We start from the raw sequence: 12,399 nt of genomic DNA on the forward strand, positions 1-12,399 counted from the left end.
ACTTAAAGTTTTGCATTAATATGCAAATTGAACCCTTTTCCACACCTAGCCATGCTAAAAACCGTCATCCTGGATGCGAATGCCGTTGCCCGTAATTTGCTGACTTCTGTTCTGGTGAATGGCGGCCATGAAGTGGTGGGAGATGCCAATCTCACGCCTGCCAGCCTGGCCCGTATTATCAAGCTCAAACCCCAGGTTGTCTGTGTAGACATCGGTGAAACGGATGAAGAGGGTCTGGCCCTGCTCGACAAGATCAAGTCCGAAATGCCCAAGGCACTGTTATTTCTGGTGTCTTCAAAAATAGATGCGACCGTACTGCAAGCAGCCCAGCAACGCGGCGTACATGGTTTCATCGTCAAACCCTTCAATTCTGTGGCGGTGCTGAGCTCTATACGCAATACCATCATCCGTATTGCCAAACAGCAAAGAGCCGCTACCACTGATAGTACTCCGGAAGACGCAGGCGAAGCCGGGGCAGATTAACTCGTCAAGGAAAAAACGCATTTCATCCAACGGCAGCGAGCTTTATCACATTTTTCCTACACCATTCATGCAATCCCTACACTGAATCAAACTTCATAAGGAATTGCCATGTCAGCCATCAATCCCGTGCGTTCAGCTTTGCATCATTCAGAACAACTACTGCCAGCCGAGGTGACGGCAAAGAGCGAAACCTGGCTGACTCGCGCCCGTAATTATCCAGTGTTTTCGCGCACCTGGTTTCGCTACCGGGCGCAAGCATGGATAGGCTTGTTTATCATTGTCGACTTGCTGGCTCTGGTGGCTGGTTTGCTGGCAGATGCCGACATGCGCAAAATGGCTTCAGCCTTTGTCCCTTTGACAATAGGGGGGACGGCTCTGCATTTATTGGGGCCAGCAATGGCCGTGTGGGTCAGGAACCGGGCTTACACCGGGAAAAAGGAAGTGATATCCCTATGCCTGGCCCTGTTGCTGGGTGCTGCATGCAGCTATGGTGTGTTGGTTGCGGTGAAATATGCCACCAAGTATGTCGCTTATGGCACCAGCAATATTGAGATTTCAGTTGTTGGTTCTCTGGGGGCGACCAGTAAAGTCCCAGATAGCGCATCCTCTACTTCTGCTGCAACAGGTAAAACCAGCAACAACACTGAAGCCGACGATAAAAAAGAACTCAGCAAAATTGAGCGATCACCTGCCCTGGAAATGGCGGTGCAGACATTTTCATTCCTGGTTTTTGCTGGTCTTATCACCTACACTGCGGGCGCAATTGATCTGTGGTATTTCTTCCGTCAGAAAAAACGCTTGCAAGAACTCTTGCGTCAACAAGAACTCAGTGCAGCACAGGATGCCCGCCGAGAAGCCGAACTGCGCCTGTCAATCCTGGCCGCCCAGGTAGAGCCGCATTTCCTGTTCAATACCCTGGCGGGTGTGCGCTCCGCCATATTGACTGAACCTGAAAGGGCGACCGCCATCGTTGATCATCTGGTTGATTATCTGCGTGCTACCATACCGCAGATGCGCAATGATGGCAGTTCTGGGCAGGCAAGACTCAAGCAGCAACTGGAGGCTGCCAGTGCCTATCTCGGTCTCATGCATGCCCGCATACCACGTCTCAGTTACAGCGTGGACAGCGAAGTGGCCGATGCCGCACTACCACCACTGATGCTGATTTCACTGGTAGAAAATGCCGTCAAACATGGGGTAGAGCCCAAGATAGGTCCGGTCCATGTGGCAGTGTTTGCGAAACAATTACAGCAGGATGGGCTGACCATGCTGGAACTGACAGTCGCTGACAATGGTGTAGGCTTTGCCGGCAGCAGTTCTGGTTCTGGCATAGGCCTGGCGAATATCCATGAAAGACTGGCATCCATGTATGGCAAGCGCGCCAGCCTGGTATTGAAAGCCTTGCCAGAGGGCGGCGTAGCAGCGACTATACTCCTGCCTCTTGAACCATAATCAGACGAAGAGTGAAATCATGACCACAGCCATCATCGCCGATGACGAAGATTTGCCCCGCAAGGAATTGCGCCGCATGCTCAATAAAGTCTGGCCAGAACTGGTCATACTGGCCGAATGCGAACATGGTGCCGAAGCGCTGGAAGCAATACACCAGGAAGAACCAGACATTGCTTTCCTGGATATACGCATGCCAGGCATGACAGGGTTGGACGTGGCGCATGCCGTAAAAGGGCGTTGCCACGCCGTCTTCACTACTGCCTATGACAGCCATGCACTCGATGCCTTTGCCGCTGGTGCGATTGATTATTTGCTTAAACCCATTTCTGAAATCAGGCTGCAAGAAGCAGTTGCCAGGTTGAAGGAGCGCATCGCCAGCAAGCAGCCGGTGACCGATGTCAGCCAGCTCATGTCTGAACTCGACAAGCGCCTGAAGAATACGACAGCAGAACGGATACGCTGGATCAGTGCCAGCGTCGGCGACACCATCAAGATGTTTCCGGTTGAAAAAATCCTGTTCTTCAGTTCAGACGAAAAATACACACGGGTGGTGTGCGTCGACGATGAAGCCCATGTGCGCAAGCCACTGAAAGAAATCATGGATGGACTTGATCCCGATATTTTCTGGCAAGTCCATCGCGGCATTGTGGTACGCGCTGATGCTATTACCCGCGCGCACAGGGATGAGCTGGGCAAGTACACGGTGGAGCTGCGCGGCCTGCAAGAAAAGCTCAAGGTGAGTCAGGCCTATGCATGGCGTTTCAAGCCGATGTAAGTAGTTTGAATTTGCAACACGCCCTGACTGAAACACTTGATATTTTTCATCATCTCGCATTAAGATGGCGCTGGCGTTTAAAAAAACAGCGCCTTTTTTTAATAATAAGATTTGGATCTATCCAGACTATCCCTTGCAGTTTTTGCTTCTGTATACCCACAACTGAATTGTTGTGCGGCCGGTAGTCCAAATAATAAAAACAACAGGAAATTTATACCATGCTACAAAAACCTGCACTGATAGATATCGGTGCGAATCTGAGCAACCGTCGTTTTCATGCCGACCTTGATGCTGTCATCTCACGAGCCAAGGAGGCAGGTGTAGCACATATCATCGTCACAGGCACCTCCGAGCGTGCCAGCCATGATGCCCATGCGCTGACACAAACATATCCTGGTTATCTGAGCAGCACTGCAGGGGTGCATCCGCATGAAGCCAAGAACTGGAATGCGCAAGCTGCCAGGAGTATAGAAAAACTTGCCGCCAGTAAGACGGTGCTTGCAGTTGGTGAATGTGGTCTCGACTATAACCGCATGTTCTCGACTGAAGTACAACAGCGCGCCTGCTTTGAAGCGCAATTACAGCTGGCGGTGCGCTTGCAAAAACCGGTGTTCCTGCATGAGCGTGATGCGCATGATGATTTCTTTGCCTTGCTCAGACAATACCGTCCGCAACTGACGGGCGCAGTGGTGCACTGTTTCACAGGCAACACAGACGAATTGCGCGCCTATCTGGATCTTGACTGTCACATTGGTATCACAGGCTGGATCTGCGATGAAAGACGCGGTGATGACTTGCGCAAGGCCGTTAAATTTTTACCCAAAGACAAACTGATGATAGAAACAGATGCACCGTTTCTATTGCCGCGCAATTTACCCGTGCGCCCGGATGATGGCCGCAATGAACCGATGTACCTGCCGGTGGTACTGGAAGCAGTTGCTGCTATTCTACGGATCTCGCCAGTAACACTGGCACAGCAGATACGAAAAAACACAGAACAGTTTTTTGACTTGCTCACGACAGAATAATATCTGCTCTTAGCTGACAGTAATCTATGCCAGCCCGGATACCTTGTGCCTTACGGAGAAATCAGCTTTTGCTCAATTTTGGAGTCTAAAAAATGAAACACCTCATCTTATTGTGTGCGGGCTACCTGCTTCTGAATAGCTCAAGTGCGCAGGAATTATCCACGGCAGGATACGTCGGCTCTTTGGAAGGGGCGGTGCAGGCATGTACTGAGGCATTTCCTCAAAAGGCTGCGATTTACAATGACACACTGTATCGTTCGGTAAAGTGTCATCTCAGTGAACCGGAGTTTCAACAGTGGCGCAATAAGTTGCGTAATCAGCCACCGCACCGGGAGCAATACCTGAAAGCCTATACCCAAGGAAAGAATAGTCTGGGCGATCATCCGGCGAACAGGAAGCGGGAGTGTGCCAGCCTTGAATCACTGGCTTGTGATCCCGGCAGCGACCCTCGTCGCGATCCAGATTTCAAGAAGTAAGAAAAAATTCATGAATTGGCTTTGCTCCATTATTTGATTTGGCCTGCTGTTCCCTTTTTATTGTTCATTTCCCTCATGTCCGAAAGCTGCCAGCAGCTTTTTCGGTAGTTTGTTAAGCTGCACTCCTGATCTTGATGGAGTGCATATGCGCAGTGCTGACTTATTACGTTTGATTTCCCTGGCCGCGATCTGGGGAGCGTCTTTCTTGTTCATGCGGGTGCTGGCTCCGGTGGTCGGCGTCTTGTGGAGTGCCGAGGTCCGGGTGGGCCTAGCTGGCATCGCTCTGTTGGCCATGATGCTCATCACTGGCAGGGCCATGAATTTTCGTGAAAACTGGAAGTCTTTCCTGATACTGGGCACGATTAATTCTGCCCTGCCATTTGCCCTGTATTCGTATGCCGCACTTAGCATCCCGGCCGGTTATTCAGCAATCGTGAATGCCACCAGCCCGCTGTGGGGGGCTGTCATGGGCGCGGCTTTTCTGGGCGAGCAATTAACTTTGCGCAAGATGGCAGGCATGGCGACGGGTGTGCTCGGCGTTGCCTTCCTGGTGCGTCTGGGACCAGTGGAATTTAACAGCACTCTGGTGCTGGCAGTGCTGGCCTGCGTGGGCGCAACCTTGTGTTATGCCATTGTCGGTATTTACACCAAGAAAAAACTGACAGGTCTCACGTCCATGCAAATGGCGACAGGTTCGCAGGTGGGCGCGGCGTTTGTGCTATTGCCCTTCTTGCCGCTGGCACCAGTACAAGGCGAAATCACGGCTACCATCGCGATGGTGGGCATCGCCCTGGCTTTATTGTGCAGTGCCGTCGCTTACCTGATTTACTTCCGTCTGATGGCAGACCTGGGGCCGACCAAGGCTTTGACCGTGACTTTCCTGATCCCGCTGTTTGCTTTGCTATGGGGCTATCTGTTCCTGAATGAGCATATTACAATGAACACGGCCATAGGCTGTGCTGGCGTGGTGCTGGCGACCTGGCTGGTGGTGTTCCAGCCAGCTCCAAAAACGACATAGAATTGATCAAAAAAAATGCCGCTTACTCCATATGGGGTAAGCGGCATTTTTTTATTCGTCGAGTGCTGGTAACACTTTCACATGCAGGGCGCTGGGTTGCTGGCTACCGAAATACACTTTATGCGTAGCCTTGATGAAGTCACTGTCCCTGGCTTCATAGATATTCGGCACAAAGGATTGTGGGTTGCGGTCTATAAAAGGGAACCAGCTCGACTGCACCTGTACCATGATGCGGTGTCCACGCTTGAAAGTATGGAGCACATCGTTGATAGCAAATTTCACCTTGGTCATCTGGTTAGGCTGCATCGCTTTGGCCGTTTCGAAACCATCACGATAGCGGGCGCGGAAAGGTTCGCCACGTACCAGGGTTTGCTGGTTGCCACGATTGGTTTGTGCATCAATTTCCAGATTGGGTGGATTGACATCAATCAGCTTGACAACAAAGTCTGCATCGCTACCTGTGACGCTGACAAACAAATCAGCATTCAGTGGGCCAGCCAGTGTCACATCTTTTTCCAGCACTTCACTTTGCCAGGTCAAGACATCAGGGCGGCTGCTGGCAAAGCGCTGGTCAGCAGCGATATATTGGTTGCTCCAGCGTGTGCCTATCTCGGTAGTGTAAGGAACAGGTTTGGCCGGGTCGCTGACATATTCTTCAAACAGTGCTTCCTGATTGGTCGGTGCGCTGAAGCTCAGTTTGCCATTGGCCTGAAAATACAGGGCCTTGTCCTTGCTTTCCTTTGGAGGCCAACTGTCAAAACCACGCCAGCGGTTGGCACCAGTTTCAAACATCCAGGCTTCGGCCAGTGTTGGCTTGTCACCCGTTTTCAGATAATGTTTGAAGAAGGCCAGTTCCACTGGTTGATATGTTTGCACCGTCTTGTAGCCAAAATTTGTGTCACCAACTTTGTCGCCATCCGTGCGGTACCAGCCGCCATGTGTCCATGGGCCTATGACCAGAGTGTTTTGTATGCCGGGGTTTTGTTTTTCTATGGACTTGTAAGTATTTAGCGGGCCATATAAATCCTCTGTGTCATACCAGCCGCCTACTGTGAGGACGGCAGCCTTGATGTTTTTCAGGTGTGGCAGGATATTTCGGCTTTGCCAGAATTCATCGTAGTTCGGGTGAGCGGTGATCTCGTTCCAGAAAGGGATACCATTTTTAAAGTGCCGTGCATTCGCATTCGCGACTGAGCCCAGATCAAGAAAAAACTGATAACCATCTGGTGTGCCAAAGTTGAAATTTTTCCAGCCTTTACTTACTGTTGGTTGCGGGCGTGGCTGACCAAAGCTATAGAAAAAATTAAAAGCCATTTGCAGGTTGAAAGCGCCATTCCTGTGCATGTCATCGCCACGGAACCAGTCAGCAATCGGGGCTTGCGGAGAAATGGCTTTCAGTGCCGGGTGGCCATCGATCGCACCTGCCGACGCATAAAAGCCTGGATATGAACTGCCCCATTGGCCAAACTTGCCATTGTTGTTGGGCAAATGCCTGAGCATCCACTCTATGCTGTCATAGGTGTCACTACTTTCATCGATATCGGTCCTGGATTTTTTTTGCGCCATGTGTGGGCGCATGTTGACGAACTCACCCTCGGACATAAAGGTGCCGCGTACATCCTGAAAGGCAAAAATGAAGCCTTCTTTCTCATAGTCGGCGGTTGGCCCCAGCATGGTTCTGTACTGGTCTGCGCCATAGGGCGCGACGGAATAGGGAGTGCGGTTCATCAGGATGGGATAACGTTTACTGGCACTGGCATCATTTGGCATATACACGGCAGTAAACAACAATTTGCCATCACGCATGGGGATGCGGTATTCAAATTTCGAATAATTCTTACGTATGTATTCTGCCCGTAGTTTGACCGCATCGGTTTTGTCATCGCTAATGCTGGCACTGACGATAGTACTGCTCAAGGCCACCGCTGGCATGGACAGGTTGCTCAATACTGCGCCTAGCATGATGGATACTGCAGGAAGCACCTGCCGCAAGTGTTTTGTACTCATGATTTCCCAGTCTATTTTTTGTTTGGACTAGCTTGGTGTACAGATCAGGCAACAAGTTCCCTAATCTTCTGCGGTGGGGTCATAGTCAGGCAGGGGGGGCTCAATTTCTGCAATTTTGTCTGCACCCTGGCTGCGCGCAGCCTGCAGGGCGATACCGACTCTTTTCAGCATGCTTTCGGCATTGTCCTTGTGGGCGTTGGTGGTCAGTCCGGTGGCAAAGCTCACCGTCAGGCCGGGCGAGATGGTATTCCAGTCTACCTCGGCGATGCGCAACTTAAGGCGGGCGATGGCCTTGCGGCTGGCTTCCAGCCAGGTAGTGGGCATGACGATGGCAAATTCATTGGCGGCGACGCGACCGAATGAATCCAGGGTACGCAACATGGTCAGGGCTTCTTTGGCGACTTGTTGCAAGACCTGGCGGGCTGCTGCCTGGCCATGCTGTTCCAGTATCTGTTCAAGGCCATCAACCGAGATCGCCGCCAGGGTAAAGGTATGGCCAGTGCGAAAGGAGCGCGCCAGTTCACCATCCAGCATGGACATCAGCGTACGGCGGTTCAATGCGCCAGTCAGATGGTCGGTCCTGGCCATGCTGTCAAGCTGGGTCAGCACGGTTTCCAGTGTGGGTAACAGGTTGTCTTGCTGACCTTCGTTCTTGATTTGCTTGATCAACTGGTCTATTTGTTGTCGGGCATTTAACAAAGGCTGATTAAAATCTGTGGGCATGTCCTCTCCGGCTATAGGGGCAGCGCCAGGCGCTACAATGGCACTTTACCATTGTCACCCACATTTCTGCCAAGCATGTTACTCACAAGCCCCGGTTCCCCCTGCCAGCAAGTCCACAGCCAGCTTTTTGCGGGCATGGATTTGTGGATGAAACGCGACGATTTGTTGCACCCTCAGGTGTCTGGCAACAAGTATCGTAAACTGAAATATCCCTTGCTAGGCCTGCAGGGTCGTCGCAGCCATGTTGTTTCGATGGGAGGTATCTGGTCCAATCATATCCACGCGCTGGCCCATGCCGCCCATGCCCTGGGGCTGCCTGCTACTGCACTGATACGCGGGGCCGAGGGCATGCATAGCGCCATGCTGGAAGATGTGCGTGCCCTCGGCATGCAAGTCCGCTTTGTCAATCGTGAAACTTACCGCCAGTTGCGGTTGGGCGAGTCTGCCTGGCGCACGCATCTGGAAGATGCAGGGGCGAATGCACTCTGGCTGCCTGAGGGGGGGAGTGCGCCACTTGCCTTGCGCGGTGTGGCAGAGTTGATTGCCGAATTGCCATTCATCCCGGATTATCTGGCAGTTGCCTGTGGCACCGGGGCAACGCTGGCTGGTTTGCTGGCTGGCCTGCAGGGACGCTCGAAAGTGCTGGGTATCGCTGCCATCAGTGGCGGGGATTATCTGCGTACTGAAATCAGTCGCCTGTTGGTTGATGCGGGTTACCCTGATTACCAAAACTATGAATTGTTAACCGAATTTCATCATGGCGGCTATGGTAAGGTAGCACCCGAGCTGCTGGATTTTTCTCGCCAGTTCGTGCATGAAACGTCGATTCCCCTGGAGCCGGTCTACACTGCCAAAATGCTGTTTGCTTTGCGCCAGTTGTGGCATCATGCTTATCTGGCACCAGATGCGCGGGTCATCGCTATACATACAGGTGGCTTGCAGGGTGCACGTGGATTTGTCAGTATATAGTCATGCCTTTATAGCCCTCGTTATCGGACAGGTGCAAATATGAAAAGATGGCGCGCAAGTTGGCTTACCGCTTTAAGCGGGATGGCAGCTCTGCTCTCATGCTGGGCCTGCACATCAGCGGCACTGGCGGCAGAGCAGCCTTTGCGTGTGGCTATCTATGAAAACCTCGACTACCCCCTGAATATTTTTGACAAGAACCATCAACTGCTTGGTGGCTTGCAAAAAGACTTTGTAGACCAGTTGGCGAAAAAACTCTCTGCGAAAGTCAGCTACGCGCCTTATTCGCGCAGGCGTATAGAAAGCGTTGTGATCCAGGGCGATGCCGATCTCATGTGTTATTCCAGCCCGACCTGGTTTGACTTGCCCAAGGAAGTCGGCTGGACGGTGGCGACTTTCCCGCAGGTGGAAAGAGTGGTCGTGCTGGCAGACAAAGCCAGTATAGAAATCATTCCGCAGCAACTGGAAGGTAAAAAACTGGTGTTGCAACTCGGTTATCACTATCCGCAAATCGCCAGCCAATTGGCAGAAGGTAAAATCAAGCGTATTGACCTGACCGACGTGCCAGGCATGTTCCGTTTGCTGGCACGGGGTGGGGCGGATGCCATGATCAGTTCTGACGGTGAAATCGAAGGCTATTTCAAGAATTTCCCGGATAAACGCGCTCTGTACAAAATCTCCAAAACGCCGTTTTCTGTAGTACAGACCCAGTGCGCTCTGTCGCTTAAGTCAGCGTGGAAACTGGAGCAAATCAATAGCGTGATACAGTTTTTGCAAGAAACTGGCGAGATGGAAAGGATCATGCGCAAATACGGTTTATCCATGCGTTAGAACCTGTTTACGATCTTATTGCGCGTGCGTGATCGGGGCTCATGTGCTGCTCAAAATGCTCATCTACCAGAAGTACATTCCGCTTTTTGCACTGCTCTTCACCCCGCTGACGCACGCTCGCTACAGATCGTAAACAGGTTCTTAGATGTTGGTGGCTAGATGCGGGCGTTAACTGCTATTCTGCTGGCTTTATTCTTTTTCCTTTTTTCAGATGAAATCTACCCTGACGGCTGTGCTGACGGCACTGCTCTGCAGCTTGAGCCTGCCTGCGATAGCGGCTGCTGACCCGAATAAAGTCTTGCACCTGTCCTTTGAAGCCGCCGATGACGGTTTTGATGCCATGCGCACCAATAGCACTTATTCGAACTGGCTGGCGGATGCGATCTTTGAAGGCCTCGTCACGTACGATTATCTGGCACGTCCTGCCAAGCTGATACCCAATACCATCGTAAGCCTGCCTGAAATCACAGATGGCGGCAAGACGATGACCTTTCGTCTGAAGAAGGGGATTTATTTTGCTCCCGACCCGGCCTTCAAAGGCCAGCGCCGGGAGTTGCTGGCCAGCGACTATGCTTATACTTTCAAACGCCTGGTAGATCCGAATAATCGTTCAGTGCATTCACGGGTGCTGGAAGGCAAGGTCATTGGCCTTGATGAACTGACTGCTGAAGCCAAAAAGACCAGCAAGTTCGATTACGACAAACCCATTGCCGGTCTGGAGACCCCCGACAATTACACCCTGATCATGCGTTTGAAGGCACCTGACCCCAGCCTGATTTACTACCTGGCCAAACCACTGGGCGGTGCAGTTGCGCGTGAAGTTGTCGAACTCTATGGTGAAGCCGTCAACCAGCATCCTGTAGGTACAGGTGCTTACATGCTCAAGCAATACGTGCCGCGCAGTAAAATAATTCTCGAAGCCAATCCCGAATATCGTGGTTTCGTCTGGGACTTCAAAGGCACAGGTTCGGAATGGGATAAGCAAATCATCAAGGATATGAAAGGCAAACAAATGCCGCAAGTCGGCAGAGTGGAAGTTGCTATCATAGAAGAGGAACAATCACGCTGGCTGGCCTTTGATTCTGGCCAGCTGGATTTTGAAATGCTGGTGCCGGCAGCATCGGTCAAGTTACTCGATCAGGGCAAACTCAAACCTGAATTTATAGCCAAGGGTTTGCGGCTGTACCGCTTTATTGATCCAGGCGTCACCCGTACTTACTTCAATTTTCAGGACCCCACCGTGGGAGGTTACAGCAAGGACAAGATAGCCCTGCGCCGTGCGATTGCCCTATCTTACAACCTCCAGGAAGAAATAGACCAGGTCTGGTTCGGACAAGCCATCAAGGCTCATGGCATGGTGCCACCGGATGTGGTGGGACATGACGCCAGTTATCGCAATAGTAATGTCTATGATCCGGCGCTGGCAAACAAGCTGCTCGACAAGTTTGGCTATAAGCGCGGTGAAGACGGTTACCGCAGTATGCCAGATGGATCGCCCCTGAAGCTACGCATCCATTCTGCCCCCAAGACCAGAGATTATGCGCGCATGGAAATCTGGAAGCGTTCGCTCGACAAGATAGGCATACGCGCAGAATTCCCGGTCGCCGGTTTTGCCGACAACCTCAAGTCTGCCTACCAGTGCAAGCTCATGATGTTTGGCATGGGCTATGTCGCTGACATCCCGGACGGCATTGATTTCCTGGAGTCCTATGTAGGCAGCAATGCCTACCGTGGCAATAATGGTTGCTATAAATCTGCAACCTTTGACGAAGCCTTTGAAAAAGCCCGCCTGATGCCAAACGGACCCGAGCGTCAAAAATTATTCAACACCATAGAGCGCATCATGGAAGCCGATACCGTACACAGCCTGGAACTGTGGCGTGTTCGCAACTGGCTGATACAGCCCTGGGTAAAGGGCTATAAAACTCACCCCATCATGCGGGGTGACTGGCGTTTTCTGGATGTAGAAAAAAGCAAATAAGCTCTATAGCATGTCAGGAAAAAAATGAATTTGGCACGCAGCGTGTTCAATGTACTTGTCGCACCCAGGCAAGAGTGGCGAAAGATTTCGCTAGAGAACCTGACCAGTCAGCATGTTTTCGTCATGACGATCATGCCTTTGACAGCCTTCTTTTTGGTAATGGGGTTGCTGGCGACCATATTGCTGCGCACCTATGGCCAGACGACCGGTGCGGAACCACTGGAAGGGGATTACCTGCGTATGCTGGTCGTGAATTCCGTGCGCGCCTATGGCATGGGTTTGCTGTTCATTTATATCCTTGCACGTATCATGCAGGGCATGAGTCGCAGGCTAGGCGGCCTGTATAGCCTGCCACAGGCTTTAAAGCTAAGTATCTATAGCATAGTGCCACTGTTGGTCGTGAAGTCGATGCAATTGCTCCCCTTTTTTCGTATAGAAAAGGTGACAGACAGCATAAGCGCCATGGTCGCCATGAACTTTGTCGCTAGTATCTACAGCATTTACTTGCTATGTCTGGGCGCGCCAGTCCTGCTTGAAGTGCCGCAGAAAAAAATGAGTTGGTTCATTCTGGTCAACGCAAGCTTGCTCATGTTGCTCACCTGGCTGCCCGTGATACTGGCGATCGTTGTAGCGAATACCATCGGTTATTTGGATTGAGT

The 12,399-nt window shown here is 51.7% G+C and carries 12 protein-coding genes; 10 read left to right on the plus strand and 2 right to left on the minus strand.

What is annotated here, in order from left to right; genetic code table 11:
* Positions 1 to 51: 51 nt before the first annotated feature.
* From H8L47_RS22275 to H8L47_RS22300, 6 genes are all read left to right on the plus strand, one after another.
* Positions 52 to 483: an ANTAR domain-containing response regulator gene (locus tag H8L47_RS22275; protein WP_186955799.1), complete on the plus strand. Its 432-nt coding sequence runs from the start codon at positions 52 to 54 to the stop codon at positions 481 to 483.
* Between the two features lie 108 nt (positions 484 to 591).
* The gene (locus H8L47_RS22280) at positions 592 to 1,935 is read left to right on the plus strand and encodes a sensor histidine kinase (RefSeq protein ID WP_186955800.1); all 1,344 of its coding nucleotides are present in this window, start codon (positions 592 to 594) and stop codon (positions 1,933 to 1,935) included.
* A gap of 19 nt (positions 1,936 to 1,954) precedes the next feature.
* Positions 1,955 to 2,710: a LytR/AlgR family response regulator transcription factor gene (locus tag H8L47_RS22285; RefSeq protein ID WP_186955801.1), complete on the plus strand. Its 756-nt coding sequence runs from the start codon at positions 1,955 to 1,957 to the stop codon at positions 2,708 to 2,710.
* 218 nt (positions 2,711 to 2,928) lie between these two features.
* Complete coding sequence (locus tag H8L47_RS22290; protein WP_186955802.1) at positions 2,929 to 3,738, plus strand: TatD family hydrolase; 810 nt, start codon at positions 2,929 to 2,931, stop codon at positions 3,736 to 3,738.
* A gap of 92 nt (positions 3,739 to 3,830) precedes the next feature.
* The gene (locus tag H8L47_RS22295) at positions 3,831 to 4,214 is read left to right on the plus strand and encodes a hypothetical protein (RefSeq protein WP_186955803.1); all 384 of its coding nucleotides are present in this window, start codon (positions 3,831 to 3,833) and stop codon (positions 4,212 to 4,214) included.
* Between the two features lie 145 nt (positions 4,215 to 4,359).
* Positions 4,360 to 5,232 (plus strand): DMT family transporter, encoded by an 873-nt coding sequence (locus tag H8L47_RS22300; protein ID WP_186955804.1) that lies wholly within the window; start codon positions 4,360 to 4,362, stop codon positions 5,230 to 5,232.
* Between the two features lie 51 nt (positions 5,233 to 5,283).
* On the opposite strand, the gene H8L47_RS22305 is transcribed toward H8L47_RS22300, so the two are convergent.
* Complete coding sequence (locus tag H8L47_RS22305) at positions 5,284 to 7,239, minus strand: CocE/NonD family hydrolase (RefSeq protein ID WP_230413866.1); 1,956 nt, start codon at positions 7,237 to 7,239, stop codon at positions 5,284 to 5,286.
* A gap of 60 nt (positions 7,240 to 7,299) precedes the next feature.
* Entirely contained in the window at positions 7,300 to 7,962 is a 663-nt protein-coding gene (locus tag H8L47_RS22310; protein WP_186955805.1) for a GGDEF domain-containing protein, read from the minus strand.
* Positions 7,963 to 8,037: 75 nt separating this feature from the next.
* Between H8L47_RS22310 and H8L47_RS22315 the strand changes: the two genes are divergently transcribed.
* The 4 genes from H8L47_RS22315 to H8L47_RS22330 all read left to right on the plus strand — a co-directional run bounded on the left by H8L47_RS22315 (position 8,038) and on the right by H8L47_RS22330 (position 12,397).
* Positions 8,038 to 8,931, plus strand: coding sequence for a 1-aminocyclopropane-1-carboxylate deaminase/D-cysteine desulfhydrase (locus H8L47_RS22315; protein ID WP_186955806.1), 894 nt, complete (start codon positions 8,038 to 8,040; stop codon positions 8,929 to 8,931).
* A gap of 81 nt (positions 8,932 to 9,012) precedes the next feature.
* On the plus strand, positions 9,013 to 9,759 hold the full coding sequence (locus tag H8L47_RS22320; protein WP_186955807.1) for a substrate-binding periplasmic protein: 747 nt from the start codon (positions 9,013 to 9,015) through the stop codon (positions 9,757 to 9,759).
* A gap of 211 nt (positions 9,760 to 9,970) precedes the next feature.
* On the plus strand, positions 9,971 to 11,740 hold the full coding sequence (locus H8L47_RS22325) for an ABC transporter substrate-binding protein (protein WP_186955808.1): 1,770 nt from the start codon (positions 9,971 to 9,973) through the stop codon (positions 11,738 to 11,740).
* A 24-nt stretch (positions 11,741 to 11,764) separates the two neighbouring features.
* Positions 11,765 to 12,397 (plus strand): Yip1 family protein, encoded by a 633-nt coding sequence (locus H8L47_RS22330; protein WP_186955809.1) that lies wholly within the window; start codon positions 11,765 to 11,767, stop codon positions 12,395 to 12,397.
* Positions 12,398 to 12,399: the final 2 nt, after the last annotated feature.

The sequence above is a fragment of the Undibacterium umbellatum genome (assembly GCF_014284125.1).
Taxonomy (GTDB): Bacteria; Pseudomonadota; Gammaproteobacteria; order Burkholderiales; family Burkholderiaceae_D; genus Undibacterium; species Undibacterium umbellatum.

What these genes read in the sequence shown, in the direction of transcription:
- H8L47_RS22305 (WP_230413866.1), bottom strand. Translation starts at nt 7,239, where the DNA reads ATGAGTACAAAACACTTGCGGCAGGTGCTTCCTGCAGTATCCATCATG.
- H8L47_RS22325 (WP_186955808.1), top strand. Translation starts at nt 9,971, where the DNA reads ATGAAATCTACCCTGACGGCTGTGCTGACGGCACTGCTCTGCAGCTTG.
- H8L47_RS22275 (WP_186955799.1), top strand. Translation starts at nt 52, where the DNA reads ATGCTAAAAACCGTCATCCTGGATGCGAATGCCGTTGCCCGTAATTTG.
- H8L47_RS22330 (WP_186955809.1), top strand. Translation starts at nt 11,765, where the DNA reads ATGAATTTGGCACGCAGCGTGTTCAATGTACTTGTCGCACCCAGGCAA.
- H8L47_RS22300 (WP_186955804.1), top strand. Translation starts at nt 4,360, where the DNA reads ATGCGCAGTGCTGACTTATTACGTTTGATTTCCCTGGCCGCGATCTGG.
- H8L47_RS22280 (WP_186955800.1), top strand. Translation starts at nt 592, where the DNA reads ATGTCAGCCATCAATCCCGTGCGTTCAGCTTTGCATCATTCAGAACAA.
- H8L47_RS22295 (WP_186955803.1), top strand. Translation starts at nt 3,831, where the DNA reads ATGAAACACCTCATCTTATTGTGTGCGGGCTACCTGCTTCTGAATAGC.
- H8L47_RS22320 (WP_186955807.1), top strand. Translation starts at nt 9,013, where the DNA reads ATGGCAGCTCTGCTCTCATGCTGGGCCTGCACATCAGCGGCACTGGCG.
- H8L47_RS22285 (WP_186955801.1), top strand. Translation starts at nt 1,955, where the DNA reads ATGACCACAGCCATCATCGCCGATGACGAAGATTTGCCCCGCAAGGAA.
- H8L47_RS22290 (WP_186955802.1), top strand. Translation starts at nt 2,929, where the DNA reads ATGCTACAAAAACCTGCACTGATAGATATCGGTGCGAATCTGAGCAAC.
- H8L47_RS22310 (WP_186955805.1), bottom strand. Translation starts at nt 7,962, where the DNA reads ATGCCCACAGATTTTAATCAGCCTTTGTTAAATGCCCGACAACAAATA.
- H8L47_RS22315 (WP_186955806.1), top strand. Translation starts at nt 8,038, where the DNA reads ATGTTACTCACAAGCCCCGGTTCCCCCTGCCAGCAAGTCCACAGCCAG.